Raw genomic sequence first — 15,961 nt, 5'->3', positions numbered from 1 at the left:
CCGTTCAAAAGAGATTTCCAGTGACAAAGGCCACCGCGATCGTCGCATCCGCGATTCTCTTTTCTTGTTCACTCCCTCCGGCAGCATCGGCCGATGAACTGGATCCCAACCGGATCACCCACCCTGTTCCCACGGGCGATTTTTTGTTGACCGTGACCGACGAAACCGGCAAACCACTCCAGGGAGTGCGGGTCATTGGAACTGGCCTGCGAGTCAAAGAGGATCCAGGCAGTCACTACGGCTGGCCGACATCGAACGTTGGAAAACGCCCGGAAGTCTTTACCGATGCAATGGGCAAAGCGACATTCAAAGTCCCCGAAAAATTCGGCAGGCATCCCGACTGGGTTCACACCACGGTGGTCACGTATTCGCTTTCGCATGCCGAATTCATTTCGCGGCGCGTCGAAACTCCCTGCGCCGCCGTCCCTTGTACCGAACAGATGGTTCCCGGTTGCGAACTGATTGTTTCAGCCGTCGATCCCCAACGTCAAATCATCCCCAACTTGAGCGTGTTGATCGCGGGTAACCAACCCAAATTCATCGCGGGCGAAGGCCCCGGTGTGCTGCGTTCGCGATCCATTCCACGCGGTCGCCGCCAGACCATGTTAGTGCGCGCCGATCGCGAACAGCAGCGACATTTGTTTAGCCGAGTTCTGTCGCTCAACTTTGCCGAATCAAAGAAGGTCTCTCTGCGTGGACTGGCCCTCAAGAATGGGCTGGAAATATTCGGCACGCTTTCGGATGACGTGAAACGGCCCGTCACGAATGGCGTTGTGATTTCGTGGTCGATTCCCAAACCCGATGGTAACGTTCACGCCAAGGAAAATGCGTCGATCGGCTGGAAAGATTTTGCTGAAATTCGCCCCGATGGATCGTATCATTTCCCGTCGTTGCCGCCGACCGGCAAGCTTCAGTTCATCGCGATTTGCGACGGATGGATAATCGACAGTAAAGGACCGGGTGGTTTCTTTACCCGTGGAATCACCCACGATCTGGACGAAAAAGAATTTGACGATGACGGATCCGGCCATGACGTTTGGGACGACTTGGAAATCCCGATGACGCCAACCGCGTCAATCCAGGTGAGCGTCAAAACACCCGACGGAAAACCGCTGCCTGGAGCGAAGCTTGCGACGTGGCCGAATCAGCTATTTGAGATGTCGGGATCGCAATGGCTTGGTGCCATCTACCCCACCGCCGATTTTCTTGATCGTGATTGGACTCCCAAACCGCACCGGCTTTGTAAGTCGCCCCAGCGATACGAGAGCACGTCCGACAAAGACGGGGTGGCAATCCTAAGCGACGTGCCCTTGGGGAAAATGTCGATCAGTGTTTCGCATGACGATTACCAGGTGCCCAAGGAAAAGGAGCTGCGAGACCGCAACGTTTCGGTAACGCTCACCGAACCGGGCAAAAAACGAATCGAAGTCGTCATGGAACTGATCCCTCGCGAATCCGAATAACCGGACTCCCGTGCCCTGTTGGATTCGGATTTATCGCCATAACCCGGCACGCTTGTGGGTGTTTGTTCACGCCCCGAACGCGCGTGTGCAAAACGGAAGCTAGGGTTTCCTTGGTACCCCACCGCGGAACTGCGAGGGGGAGGGCCAGTTCCAGCCTTTGTATTCCGACGATTCGTTCCCCATGCGTACTCTGCTTTCCTGGCTTTCGGTCGCTCTCGTCAGCATGTTTGCACAACTACTTACCTTTGTCCTGTCCGGAATCGGACTGGGCTACGGTTTTGGCGCGTTGCAGATGTACAAGCTGAAAAAATTCGAGGCGGCACGTGACATCCTTGGTTCTGATCTGGTCGGCGGCGAAGAAGCTGCGCACTTGGTGACCGGGCTGAACGACAGCGACTGGGTGCCGCTGAAAGAATCCTTGATGGCCTGGGATATCGAAACCGCCCTGACGCAGATGCCCATTCTGGGTTGGTACTTTGTCACTGGTTTCTTTATCGGTGGAACTCTAAGTGTTCTGATCATCAACGTCGCGACGATCTATCACCTACGACGCTTGGCCCAAGGCGGCCGCGCGATGGCAGAAAAACTTGGCGCATTGCCGCTGGACCAATCCGCCCCTGGTGAATTGCAGGCACTGCCCAACATCGTGCGTGAACTGTCTGATCAATTTGGATTGCCCGTCCCTGCGCTGTACCTGCTGTCCAGCGAAGAGGGCATGAACGCATTTGTCGTCGGACGCAAACGCAACCAGTCCGTGCTGGTCGTCACGCGTGGACTGCGACACATGAGCCGTCAGCAACTGCGCGGCATCATCGCTCACGAACTGGCTCACATCCGCAATGGTGACATGGTTCACAACATGCGACTGTTGGCCGTCGAACTGGGCATCAATAGCGTTCGGCACACCGCCGAATGGATGCTTCGCAAAGGCACCGGACTGCTGTTTGGATCGTCAAGCAATTACCGTTTTGCGATGATGAGTTTGCAGTGGGGATTTTTCCTGACCGTGCTGGGCGTCGCGTTGTGGCCGATGGGACTGATTTCGTCACTGGTGGGCGCCGCCGTCATGGCGATGACCAATCGCAAACGCGAAATGCGCGCCGACCGTTTGGCTTCCAAAATCCTGGGCTCCTGGGAACCCATTGGCGACGCGCTGAAACGAATCTTGGGACACGATACTCACGGCCGGATTGCCGGTCCGGACGGTCGCAAACTGGGACACTTGATGTTTGCCCAAGCCAATGGCAAATCAGGTGGCCTGCTCGATACCCACCCCAAGCTCGAAAGACGGATCAAAAAGGCGGACCGGCGTTGGGATGGAGTGCCTTTGTACGAAAGCGAAGATGACAAACAACCTCAACGTGCCAGTGGCGACGACACATCGATGATGCGTTCGCTGGCCGACCTTCCCGTCCAAACGATGGAGCTGTTCCTAGACCCCGCTGCCGTCATGCTAACGGTACCTGCGTTGCTGTTGTTTCCTGAATCCCACCGCCCCATCGCAGCCACCATCCAGGACGGCAAAATGAGCGGCCCCATCGAATCGCTCTGGTCGATGATTGGCAACGTCACTGACGAAGAATGGTTCGCGTTGCTGGAACTAACCCTGAAACACGTCCATAACGACCAAAACGCAAGTGTCCAAGAAACGCTGAAGCAGATTCAGGCTGCAGCTGCGCCCAATGATTGGGAACTGCAGTGCTGGTTGTCGGTGTTTTTGGAGGCGTACGCTGGCAAGCGGAAGGGCGTTAAAGTGAAGTACAAGAATTTCCGAACCCTCTTTGCCGAAGCATTGCAGGTGATTTCGATCGGAGTGACGATGGGAGACCAAGGGCTAGGCGAACTGCGGTTCCAACGCATGTGGGGTTTTACCGGTTTGGGCCCCGTCGGGTTGATGGACATCGAACCGTTCGACATGAATGACTTAGAAGAAGCCGTCGCAACACTCAATCTGGTGCCCCGACGACAGCGCGAAGCGATGGCGGAAGGCTTCGCAGAGAGTTTGCTGAACCGAAATCACATGGCTACCGCGGAAGCCGTTTTTCTGAAATACCTGTGCCAACGTTGGGACGTCGCCACACGCGCATCCATCAGCCCCGGTTCTCGCAATCCCACGTAAGGCAACCTAGGGGCGGCGTTCAATCCGCTGATTGTTTTTCCGTAGTCATCGGTGCGCGAAAACGATGGTTGCCCGCTTTGGCCGCTTGGTGCGACTGCGGCGTATCCTGCTGAGCTCCGGGATCTCCCTGAGATTTCATCCAACGATCCAGCTCCTGGCTCAATTCCGATTTGATCTCAGCGGCCGCGGGACTGCTTGCCAGATTCCGTAATTCGTACGGATCCATCTGCGTGTGGTAGAGCTCTTCGGCAGGCCGCTGCATGTAGCGTTGCACCAATCGATAAGCCCCGGGATTGCTGCCGGAATCAAAGATCCATTGTTGCCAGTAAGGATTATTCAGCTGGCCGTTGCCCTTGATCCCCATCAAGTGTTTTTCGATGTACAAATTGTCGCTCTGCAAATTTCGGATGTACCGGTACTGGCCGTTCGTGACCGTTCGAATCGGATAGGCCGGTCCTTCGGGAATATTGTTGTGCGTCCCGTAGGCGTACTTACGATGCGAATGAGCGTTGCCTTTCAGCACGCCGGCAAAACTGCTGCCGTCCAATTCGCTTTCACCGGGCTTGTTGCCCGCCAATTCCAACAGAGTCGGCAACACGTCGGCGTACTGAACGATCGCGTCGGTGCGTTTTCCCGCCGGCACGACGCCCGGGTAACGCGCGACCAACGCCGTGTGCAGACCGGTGTCCCAATTGGTCCATTTGCATCCGGGAAACTGCGCCCCCTGTTCGGACGTGAACAGGACCAGTGTGTCGTCGTCATGCTCCGTTTCCGCCAGAGTCCGCATCAACGTGCCGACTTGGCCGTCCATGTAAGTAATCTCAGCCAAGTACCGGCTGAACGCTTCCCGGGTCTTGGGCGTGGACGCCAGGTTGGCGGGCAGTTTGATTTGCTTGGGCGGATACGCCGACGCATCGCCCATCACCCAAGGAACATGTGGTTCGACGAGCGCCACCACCAAGCAAAACGGCTGCTCGCTGGACCGTGACATGAACTCTCGCACCGAACCAGGGTCGCAGGCCTGAGTCGGATTGCGCACACAGTTGGAATCGAACCCGCCAACCTTTTCAAACGGAAACGCCTGCTTGGGGAGCACGTGAACTTTGCCGGCGATCCCGACTCGGTAGCCGACTTTTCCCAAGTGCTGCGGCATGCTGGTTGTCTGCGGCAAACTGGCGGAGTGGTTCCAATTGCAACCGTTCCGCATCGGAAACAGCCCCGAAAACAGTTCGGCGCGACACGGCTGGCACATCGCTTCGGAAAGGTACGCATGCTCAAACGTCAAACCTTGCGACGCGATTTGATCGATGTGAGGCGTCCGGGCATTCCGACCACCATAAAGAGGCAAATCGCTGAACGTGCAATCATCCGCCATGATGATCAATACGTTCGGCTGATCAGCCGCAAACGCAGCACCGATAAACGCCGGGCCGAAAACCAGAAAAACAACGATCGCAGAGAGTCGCATCAATAACCTGCAGCAAAAGCGGTGGAGGAACGAACAGCAAACGCACAAGGACCAACCGATTCTAAGCGCTCCGCCAGCCGCAGGGTATCTGTACAAGCCCAACCACCCTCGCCAGCCGCCGCCGTCACCCGCCCCATCAGCTGCTGGCGCTAGCCACGGGCACACCAGCAAACTTCCCAACAACGGGCCCGTGGCTAGCGCCAGCGGCTAACGATTCGGCACCACGACAGGTGCTTTTCCGAACCGAACCATTTGTCAAATCGCAGATCGTCTCAAACGCCACCGGCTCACCGATGATCCATGATCATCCGTGACCAGGTGCGCCCTCGGGTCGTTCCGGTGATCAACAACCGGCGGTGGTCGGATTGACCGGGCGAAAGTGAGACGCCGTTGGCGGCAGCTTTGCCGACCGACACGGGACCGTCGTCGACGAACGCGCCGCGACTGATTTCGACCGCGTCACCGCGATCCGCGGCGGCTTGGTAGCCGGGATTCCAGGGAGCCAAGCACACATCATCGCTGCCGACGGCGCCCATTTCGGCTCGGTTGTCGATGACACCGTCAAAGTCATCATCAAGTTCAGCTTGGCCGGGCAACTCATCGGGGCCGGGAGCCAGCAAGACAATCGCATTGGGATCAAACGACAATTGTGTGATCACCGACGCGTCGTACAAACGCTCAGCGACCAAGACCGCGGAAGTAGCCGCCGCCGCACCTCGCAGGAGATACAAACGAGTCACCGAAGCCGCAACCACGGTCACCGAGAGCAAGATCGAATGCGACCGTTTCATGTCAACTCTTCCAAGGATGCTTGGCGACTCATTGCACAACCACCAGCCGCTTTATCGCACGCCGCTGATCTAACTGACGTCTAATCACGGTGAACAACCGACGCCTGCCGAATCAAACGGGTGGACGGATTCTCAATTCGGATGGTGACACGAATGGCTTCGGGTCTGTCAATAAATGGCGGCAACGTTTCACGCTCATCCACGTCATCAGCACCTGCATTTACGTCACCGTCGATGCCATCGGCTCCCAAGTCAACCAAACTAATGTCCGTAACATCTCGCCACTGAGAACCATTCGCGCTGGGCACAGCGCCTTGCAACATGCCGTCCACTTCGTATGCCGTCGTGTAAGTATCAAAGGCGGGCTGGAAAAGACGAATGTTCCCTGAGGCGTCAGAGATCAGTCGTCCACTGCGCTGCAATGCATCAGACAGGATATACGCCGACGTACTGGATTGTGAAACGCCAGAGAACGGCGTATTGAGGTAGTTATTGGTAGTTCCCACCGCCAACGTGGTCGCGGTGGCTTGACTATCAGCCAAACGCGGTCGCCATCCGCGTAGAGAACCGCCCGCTAGGATTGGATAGGCGAGATCAACAAAACCACCTTGCGAGGTTTCCCTAACAGGAGTGCTTCCCGATGTCACCGCAGCAATTTTTTCCAGAACCGCTTGGCGATAGCCGGAGTCGTTCGGCCCCACGACTAAACCGTTGCTTGTTGAAAACTGTGTAACCTGAGGATCGTAAATTTGAACATCGAAGGCCAACGCATTGTTGGTCAGCAAGTCTTCACCTAGCCGTTCGCTTCCCCAAGCGTCCCCGGCTACCTCACGATGCGCAACATTCGTCCCCAATACGAATTCGGGCCGAATGAATCCACTGAATTGGTAGGGCGTCAACACACTGGATTCGCCCGTCGGGATCACTGGGCCAAGCGGCGGAGGAACTTGATCACTCCCTGTCGTCGCCGCACCCAGCACCGCTGGTGGACCGCCCAAGGCAAGAATTGGCATTGATGTAATCGCCGATCCGGACCCGCCAATTGCAGCACTCGGAACACGAATATGGCCAAACCGATTGTGTGGTTTGGAAAGATCCGATAACGAGTTGGCTGCCACTGTTGGCAAGTGCTGACCGGTGGCATCGAACCGCCGACGCAGCGAAAGATCACACTGCTGATGAACACCGGCCATTCCATATTGCCATGCTGCCGGATCGGTAGCAGGAGCCAGATTGGTCGTATGCACCGTTGTATTTCCGATGGGCCAATCGTCTGCCCGCATCCAACGCAGGGCGGTTGCGCCCGTGACAACCGGATAGACTGCCAGCGCCCCCTCCGTTCCCACAGCATCGGTGGGCGACGTCAAAACAAGATCCGGACGAATCAATAAGACACGGCGATGAAGATTAAGCCGATCCGGGAGCAAATTGTTGTCGTCGTCAACAAAGACCGGCGCGGTCGACAATGAACTGACAACGTACTCAGGACTCGCAAAGTAAACGAGCTCCGCGTATTTCGATTCAATGACGATCGGATCGAGTGGCAAGCCCGGGAATTGAGTAGGGTCATACGCAACATCGTTGGTCGTGCTAGCGTCCTGATTCACAGGCAACAAATCGACCTTCTTCATATCCAGCAAAAACCGAGGGACTTTGCCAGTAAACCAACTATTGCCTTTTGCAACCGCCGTGAAGGCAAGGTAGTCATCAAAATCACCGTATCGCGCGTCAATCAGATTGCCATCGGCATCTGGAGTGGCGCGAAAAACAGAAGAAGTCACATCAGTGACTGGCCCCTCTGAGTAGAGGAAATATCCCAATGGATCATCGGTTTCTACCGCAGGCTGAAGCGAAACGGTGCATCGTTTTAATTCGTCGGCCAACCGCGCATTAATATCCACTAGACGACCGGACATTTCCACGTCGGCGCGACTGTCTTTGACAGCCTCCCCTACGAATCCGAAGGCACGCGCAAGTGCGGCCATCATCAGCATCGTGATCGCCATTGCGACCAACATTTCTACCAGCGTAAACGCCGTAGATTTCTTTTGGTTGTGCAAGTGCATCATTGGTCATAACTCTCAAAAACGATAGTTTCGCGAACGTTCAAATCTTGACCGGGAGAAAACCCAACCGGTCGCGAACGGTCGATAATGAACATCGCGCCATAACGATCACTCTGGCCGACATCCGCTTTGTATTCCGCTCCCACGCTGTCAATGTTTCCAGCGTCGACTTCAAAGAAACCCATTTTCATTCGCATCAAAAACATCTGCGAATTATTAGATGCCAAGTTAGGCATCCTCATCGCCGTCTGATAGCGAATGAACGGGTTGCGATCTCGATTCATATGCAGCTCTGTTGCCGACGTCGGAAGCGGAGCCTGTGTCGCGCTGCGAACAAACATTTGTGCGGTCGTCGGTGGGCCAGCAGCAGGATCACTTGTATCCACGGTTCCAGACCCTCGCAGTACTGTGCCGTTTACTTCCCTCCTGCGGAGTAAGTCGGTGTCTGCTGCCGAGCGAAGCAATGGAGCGTAGATCGCATCGGTTCCGGGTTTGTAGACGCCGGCAAACTGAGTGGGAAACCGCGGATCAAATTTATTCGGATTGTAGTTGTAGCCAGTGGTTGGTCGTGGTGCGTTTACAAACGCGCTTGGCGTCGTTCCAACGGCATAGCCTCTTCGATTCAACAGAAAACTTTCAAACGACAACACTCCGCCGGCCAAGGCGGGTGACGTGAACTCGGGATCATTCAAATGGCCCTGCATCAGCCCCGCCCAAACTTGAAATTCAGCCAGGGTGTTCAAGTTCACACGGCCTTGACGCAGATTGTCGTAAGAGAAATTAAATGGCGGCGCAAGCAGCGTCCTCATGCGAGCCAGTTCGGCTTGCTGGGCCGTGGTGCCTCCCGCTAGCTGGGCTGGTGTGATCATGTCGACTTCGCCTCGAAAACGAGGAAGCGTATGAACGAAATCAAACAAGCGACCGAACTCAGCAACCGAAGAGCCTTCATCACTGCTGTGGAAGAAATTCAACAAGTGCCGAAAAGGAGCATTGAACACGACAGGATCATCCGCACCAGAGCCTGCTGTATCGGGGTATACATCAGGATCGCCACCCAGGTTGTGCGTGTACTCTTCTAAGAGCCGCGTCTGAGAACAGGCGGGCACCATCATCAGTTCAAGATGCGAAGCAAACGGTCGATTCAGCCATGGATGCAACGAAAAAGGCTGGATCGGCAAGTTGCGATCGTTCGTTGTCACACCGGCCGGACTTTGACTGCCAATGCTTGGCTGGAACCCTACAAAGCCGGGGTTACTGCGTCCGTTGCGCCTATCAACCACGTTGTTTATATCGCCGCGATTGAGTGCTCCGGTTGTCGCCGTATTCAAAAAGCTAAGGGAGTTCTGAATAAATGGGCTTGTTCCTGAGAACGAAAAATAATCATCACTGGTCAGAGTCGTTCCGGCAGATACAGTTGGCGCCGTTTCGTAGGAGAAAAGCGCGCCAGCGGCTGTTGTTGATGAAGTCCCGCCGGAATCAAAAGTGCGAATGAAACCGTTTCGCTGCCGAGAACTGGTGGCGTAACTTGCTCCGCCAGTATTGATGTTCTCGTCTCGGTCTTCACCCGTAAAAACTGTCAGATCGATTGAAATCAAGTCAACTGTGCGGTACGGATTTGTGACGACATTGTAGGGAAGGGTAGGGTCAGCCAATCGCTGAAGATAAGCGGTTCTAAACTGGGGAATCGTGCCTAGGTCAGGTTCAGCACCACCTCCAACTGTAGGGATGATTCCATACGTCAAGTCGAGTGGTGTATCCCGCGACGACGTGCTGGGATCGCTGTAATTGAAATAGGCATCCAAAAGCTCGTAGTCAGGGTTGCCATCGCCGTCGTTGTCCAGCGTCGAATCATTGTAGGTGGTTAGCGGCTGCGGATAGTAAGTTGCATTACCCAATTCGTCGCGAGGCAAAGGCTCCGACACGTTCAGCCCCACATATCCATCCTCGAACGTTGCGATCGGCCAAGTATCTGGACGAAATGTCCCGATGATCAATGGGAGAGCAGGTGTGTAGTTTTCAGCGGCACCAAAGTCAGGTGTTGTTCGCGCCCCCAATCCCATGTTGGACGCAGCAATTCCCTGTTCAAATTGCACGACGCCTTGAGTGGCATCCACTTCAAAACGCTGTTGGCTTGGAGCTCCTGGGAAAGTCCCCAACGGAACCTCCTTGGAACCGAGGTGGGTTTTCTTCCTTGGTGCAATCGCCATGTACTGTCCTGGCAACAACGTTTTCGTAACGTTCATCGCGTTGCCCAGACGCAAATCTGAATTGGGCGTAAAGAACACTTCATTTGAGCCCATATCGGTAATGCCCGAATTGGTGATCAAGTCTCGAATGTCTTGCTGATTGTCGAAGTGACGAAAAAAGATAAACCGCTCCAAATCCAATCCATTGCCAGCCCCCAGCGACGCATCGATTTCTCGATCCTGCAATGACTCTGGTGCAAGAGCAGCAAAATCAGGCTCGGCATCACGGAGCGTCATCGGATCCAAATTCTCTTTTCCAGTACCGATTGCATGTGGCTCGCTGATCGCGATTCGCCATACCGGCAGATCGTTGGGATTCGCTTTCAGTAGATCCAGGGCTCCAGATGCGTCGTATAGTTCCTGCGGAAAACTTGGCTGAGCCGATTCGTCTGTGATCGGAGGATTCGGCGGAACAGCAGCGAGCGACGAAATCGTTGGGTGGGCGCAAACCAATTCCAAAAACAATGATCCCTGTGGAATACGAACTTGGTCTGAATCGGCGTCGCCACTCATCTTGTCGTCGCCACCACCGTTGTCGTCAGTACCGTCGTTGAGTCTTGTGTCATGCAAAGCAAGACTTTCGCTGAACAACAACGCAGGCGCCTCGACACCCCAAACGGTGTTTTCGACAGTTGCCGCCCCGGGGTTCCAACCGTCAAATGGATTGGGGTCAAACACAAAGCGAGTCATGATCGCATCTGGGTCGCGATAGTCCACGACATTGACCGCCCACTGGGCAAGCCGACGAGCCTTGTACGCATCGGCGTCCGCAGCTGAAAACGCTGTCCCTGTCACCGATGGAAAATCAAATCCGTCGTCGATTAGCAGACGCATCAAAACGTAAAGATTCCGTGCCAGCAGATCACGGCCGCTCGAGGCGGTCGTCGAATCAGCTTGATAAGTGGGCTGTGACAGAGGCAAGGAAGTTTGAAAGCCAACCGGAACAGCTTGATTTGCAACGGTACCGACGGAATTGGTTTCGCTGAAAACCTCACCCGGCTCGTCGATGATCGTGTTGCCGTTGTCATCGACTCGATTTCCGAAGGATCGATTCACATCGATTTTGCGACCGAGTCGAAATTCGGCCGGTACCACTTCAGGAATTTGCGCCGGCGTTAAAAAAGGTGCAGTCGCCGGGGGCGTTAGTTGCGCTGTCGCAAGGTCCTGCGCACGTTCCAAGAAACCGATCAAGGCAGTCGATTCGCCTAGCGTCGGCGGACCGTCATGGGAAACGCTTGCCGTCGTTACCACTCGGCTGTATTCAGGAGCGAGCGACAACAGCCGTAGCAGTCGGTCACGAAGTTCTTGGGGTAATAATTCAGAGCTAAAGTCATTCGATCGAAGAATGGTTTCTAGTTCAGCGAACGTGAAAGGGGCATCCTGACCTAATTTGGCCGCTGGGTCCATTTCGTAGGGATCGTTGTAACTTTCATTGACGTAGGAAGCAGGAGTGGTGCTAACGATTACTCCAGAATCAGAGGCCACTAAATCTCCGCCACGTCCAATTCCGATTCCGCCTCGGCCAAACGGATCCTGCGAACGACCAAAACCGGATCGCCCCGTGTGTTGAACCGGACGGTAGCCATGACGAATAGTATCCAACGCATCAACGGCTACTGTGTTAAACGCGTTCGAATCCGCACCAGGCATTGCGTCAGCGCCGTATCGATCACCTAGCAAACGCGCAATGTCTTGCAGAACATTACCGTTGGTGATCAGCCCACTGCCGGTCGAAAGCGTCGGCAACATAATATCCGCAGGTCCGTATCCAATGCCTCGAAACGCATTTCTGCGATTCGCGACTGATTGGAAAACATTTCGCGTCCCGGCCCACATTGCATTTGGGTTGTTTCGCACACCCGCAGTGATCGAATTCAGTTGTGAATTTCCGATCGCATTCAGATTCAAACGCCCTGAGAGGTCTTCGATCATGACCGCGACAAGAGGCTGAATCAGCTTGCCTTCGGGTGATGTGATCTGCGGCAAACCAATGTCAATCCAAATGCTGTCAGGTTGACCATCGCCGTCGTTGTCGACATCAAAATCGTTGATTAACGCTTTGGCGACTTGATCTAACCGCGCTGCACCACCGGCTTGCCGCATCAACAAGGGCGTTCGCAATGCGAAGTTTGCGTTGCCTCCTGTGAAGCGAGGATTCACCGCTGGGCTGGGTGTACCTGCATCAAACTGACCTGCTGCGATGGGCAACGGCCGCATGGTGCTTCTGGCCAAACTAGCAACCACATCCGCAAAATCGACATCTGTCGCAGACGACCAATCCATTTCATTCAGGATGTAGTTGATCACCGAAGGACGATGAAACGACGGGATAACGGTCCCATCAGGATGACGAAATGCGAGAAACCAGTTCTGAGCATCAGGAGCATCGTAGGCTTCGTCAAATCCTGGCGATGTAGTTAGTTTGTCGAATGTCGCTCCCAATTGAGGAAGATGATTTGGCTGAAGTGAAACAGGCAAGTCAGCGAAGCCACGTCCTTGTTGCATCGACGCAGTAGCAACAGTCGCATCAAGGTTACCGCCGCTGAGTCCAACTCCCGGTGAATTTTGCGGCACACCGTTGAGCCGAAAAGCGTAGCCGCCAGACGTGAGGTCCGATGGGTTACGGTAGAAAAGAGACTGGATCAACACATTGCCTGACGGATCCCAATCTTTACTCTCGAGCTCAATGTACAGATTGTCGTAGGCCGGCAACGGCGGAACAGCCAACGGAGCGCCAGGGTCGTAGATCGACTTGACTACCCGAAAGGTACGATTGGCAAGCGGCCCTTGCCTAAACGTGATGTACCGTCCGGTCATCAAATCGTCAGCGATGTAGAGGGCAAACGCGCGAGTCGGTGTTGCCGTTTGCCGAACGGCAGGAAAGCGAACAAATCCTTTCCCCAAATTAAAAGGGCCAACCGCAAAACTATTGACGTGATGCGCTCGCATATTGACACCATCGCCCCCCCAATAATCGTCCAGCAGGCTTTCACCACGAAAAGGACTATTGGGATCGCTAGGTCCGCGCACCAATGTCAGCATCGCCTGCTCTATCAGTTCATTCACATCGGGCGACCTTGTCGTCCGGATGTTCATTGCAAACGCCGACTGGCGCGATTGGCTGCTGAACACCAGGTACGTCACAACCAGCAAGCTGAAGAATGTCAGACTGGTCAACACAACCAAAAGAATGATGCCCGAGCGACGTGGCGCTGTGGCGAACTTTGGTTGACGGAAGAAAAGTGAATGGCGGTTCATAATGGGAACTCGCTGAGCGAAAGCAATGAAGAGAAGAATTGCGAGGCGAAATCAAAAAACGCAGTGAATAGGCTATAAGTCAGAAAGCAAAATCGTCCGCTCAGTGACTGACACAACGCCTTGCACCAGCGTTACGTAGGTGTTATTGGCTAATGCCAAAGCACGAGATCCGGCACTCGCATCATCTTCGTGTCCAAAGATCCAGTCGGGACCATCCAGAAGAGCCTTGTGCTGCCACACGACAATGTTGTTGGTTGGATTGACCGGATCAGGCTGCTGAATCTCGGTCGCTTTTCCATCAATCCCAACAACGCGATACCATCGGTGGAATGTCTCCGTTCCCGTATTGCGAGAGAGCATGACCCAATCGTTGGAGCGGACGCGTGATACTGTTGCTGTTGAGCTGTTTAAATGAACCACTCCACCGGCACCGCCACGAAACCCCGACGCGTAGTTGATATAGGCGACACGTTCACCTAAAGCGTTGTCCTCCACACTGTTGGCACCGGTGTTTATCTGCGGGGCAACGAAGCTACGCTCCCGATCTTTGATGATGACGACCGAGACGGACGCATACGCACCGTCAGGGAGCGGATTCACTGTGGCAACCCAAGAGAACACGCTATCGGGAACACGCTTGCCGTACGCAAGTCCGCCCGATGTACCTTGCAAAGCTTTGAACGTCGCTGGCTGCGATCGATCGCTTGGCCGAACAATCCAAAGGTCATCGGGGCTTTCGACGATTCGAAGTGCTTGTTCGACATCGACAAACGCAGGCCCAATGGGATCGCCCGAACCATCAACAGGAATCGTCGGAGACGAAAACGGGCTCGCGATCCCTACGCGATCCATTCGTGGTTGCAGAGCAGGCCACGTGGACGACGAACCGGAAAGTGGATCGATGTACGGGTGATGAATTTGCTTGTAGTAGGGAAACGCTTTTTGATCGTAACCGTTTGGTGTGGCCGGGAGTGTCGTCGTCGTCAGGTTGCCTTCGCTCTGTTCATAGCCCGAACAGAACATGGGGTCGATGATAAACGAACTGTTGCTGTCGACAGCCGAAGTCACCGTCGTGTAGTCGAACCGTCGCAGCTGACCGTTTGACATAAATTTGTGTGCGACCAATTCATCAAAAACCGATTCAGCCAGTGCCGCTCCGCTATTGAGACTGATCGAATCGTCCGCGCGGCGTCCTGCCAGCGGCAGCACCGACAACAGCCCTAGCAATCCGACCAGCACAACGCCAACCGAAAAGATGACCTCGATCAGAGTTACGGCGCGACGCATGCGATATTTCATGGTGTTCGTTAAAGACTGAATCATTTGTCATCCACCGTATCGGATAAAAACGCGAAGAACCGTGCTTGATTGATCGCTGGAGCCAATGCGGCATCCGCCGGATCGGTAATGGTTGCTGTCGATGGAGCTACCGATGCAAATGGCGACGACACAACCCGTCCCGTACTTGGATTGATGACAATCCAAATCGACTGCAAATCCATTAAGTTTGCGGGAGCACGTTCGTCATTGCTCAAAAGCGAATCGCTGCGCAGTCCGTCGGTGGTACCGAGGCACAAGAAGATCAGACCGCTTGGTTTGAGCGACACACCAGCCGCATTGTTGACCTGTGATACCCGACCATCCGCGCTGAAAGTAATCGAGATGTGGTTATTGAAAATCGACAGCCCGGGGGTAGCCGCACTGGGAACCGGTGCGAATTGATTTCCAAACGCCCCCATGCCCGAGTAATTCAAATCGATCGCCAAGCCTCGCGGCAGATCCAGCGGTGCGGTCGTCGATCGGGCTGGCCGACGATGAATTTTGTAGGTTGTTTTCTGAACCACATCGTCTGCCGTTCCGATTGCTCCGTCTGGCCCAGCATTTGCCAAGTCAACCACGAATCCGTTGGAATCAATCACGACCACGCCAGCGCTTCGCGCTGGCCGTTTGACGATGTGATTGGTTGCGGGAAATCGATCCGTCGACTGTCCTGTCGACGAATTGAAGGCCGCAGAATCCTCTAAATCAAAGTTAACTTTGACTCGGTCGACGCCCCCGTCGACGAACGCGATCAATCGTCCAATCCGAGCAATTCGACCGCCCGGAAATTCGATCGGATCATTGATCGCGACCGGAGGGTTCAGTTCCGAATTTGCAATCATCCTCGCGCTCAGAAACAAAAGTTGATTGTCGCTGGCATTGAAAACGGCCGTGTCGATTTTCAGTGGATCTGGATCTGGATCGCCCGTATTGGGGCGAGTGACGTGGCCGACGGCTGGCCAATTGCTGTCGGCTTTGAGTTCGGCAAACGAATTGGAGCTTTCGCCCGCATAGGACGGCACTCCAACAAGTTGCCGAACGCGTAGCGATGCACCACGGTCTGGACTAAGCGGACCGTCATCACGAGTGAGACGTTCGACCAATACCCCCATGGGGCGGCCCTCTGCGATCGCACGACGCCGCGTAGCGTCGATAAAGGCCGAAATCGAACGGGATGTGTTTGCACCTTTCTGTTCTGACACCAAGCTCCTCACCAACGGTAAGGAGATT

Annotated in this window: 8 protein-coding genes; 2 read left to right on the top strand and 6 right to left on the bottom strand. The window is 54.8% G+C overall.

Annotation, left to right across the window (positions count from 1 at the left end):
* The first annotated feature begins 20 nt into the window (after nt 1–20).
* Both K239x_RS06815 and K239x_RS06810 read left to right on the top strand, forming a co-directional pair.
* Entirely contained in the window at nt 21–1,463 is a 1,443-nt protein-coding gene (locus tag K239x_RS06815; RefSeq protein ID WP_145417031.1) for a hypothetical protein, read from the top strand.
* Nucleotides 1,464–1,644: 181 nt separating this feature from the next.
* A complete protein-coding gene (locus tag K239x_RS06810) occupies nt 1,645–3,582 on the top strand; it encodes a M48 family metallopeptidase (protein ID WP_145417030.1) in 1,938 nt (645 codons plus the stop codon).
* Between the two features lie 19 nt (nt 3,583–3,601).
* On the opposite strand, the gene K239x_RS06805 is transcribed toward K239x_RS06810, so the two are convergent.
* The 6 genes from K239x_RS06805 to K239x_RS06780 all read right to left on the bottom strand — a co-directional run bounded on the left by K239x_RS06805 (nt 3,602) and on the right by K239x_RS06780 (nt 15,933).
* Entirely contained in the window at nt 3,602–5,050 is a 1,449-nt protein-coding gene (locus K239x_RS06805) for a sulfatase family protein (protein ID WP_145417029.1), read from the bottom strand.
* A gap of 287 nt (nt 5,051–5,337) precedes the next feature.
* Nucleotides 5,338–5,841: a hypothetical protein gene (locus K239x_RS06800; RefSeq protein ID WP_145417028.1), complete on the bottom strand. Its 504-nt coding sequence runs from the start codon at nt 5,839–5,841 to the stop codon at nt 5,338–5,340.
* Nucleotides 5,842–5,921: 80 nt separating this feature from the next.
* Entirely contained in the window at nt 5,922–7,910 is a 1,989-nt protein-coding gene (locus K239x_RS06795; RefSeq protein ID WP_145417027.1) for a PulJ/GspJ family protein, read from the bottom strand.
* Nucleotides 7,907–13,411 (bottom strand): hypothetical protein, encoded by a 5,505-nt coding sequence (locus K239x_RS06790; protein ID WP_145417026.1) that lies wholly within the window; start codon nt 13,409–13,411, stop codon nt 7,907–7,909. The genes K239x_RS06795 and K239x_RS06790 overlap by 4 nt, the downstream gene beginning before the upstream one ends.
* A gap of 72 nt (nt 13,412–13,483) precedes the next feature.
* The gene (locus K239x_RS06785) at nt 13,484–14,734 is read right to left on the bottom strand and encodes a hypothetical protein (RefSeq protein ID WP_145417025.1); all 1,251 of its coding nucleotides are present in this window, start codon (nt 14,732–14,734) and stop codon (nt 13,484–13,486) included.
* Nucleotides 14,731–15,933 (bottom strand): hypothetical protein, encoded by a 1,203-nt coding sequence (locus K239x_RS06780; RefSeq protein WP_419190134.1) that lies wholly within the window; start codon nt 15,931–15,933, stop codon nt 14,731–14,733. Before K239x_RS06780 ends, K239x_RS06785 begins: the two co-directional genes overlap by 4 nt.
* Between the last annotated feature and the right edge of the window lie 28 nt (nt 15,934–15,961).

This window comes from Stieleria marina (assembly GCA_007741555.1).
GTDB lineage: Bacteria > Planctomycetota > Planctomycetia > Pirellulales > Pirellulaceae > K23-9.
Note: the sequence above shows the minus strand (reverse complement) of the source record. Positions and strands in the feature narration are given on the sequence as shown.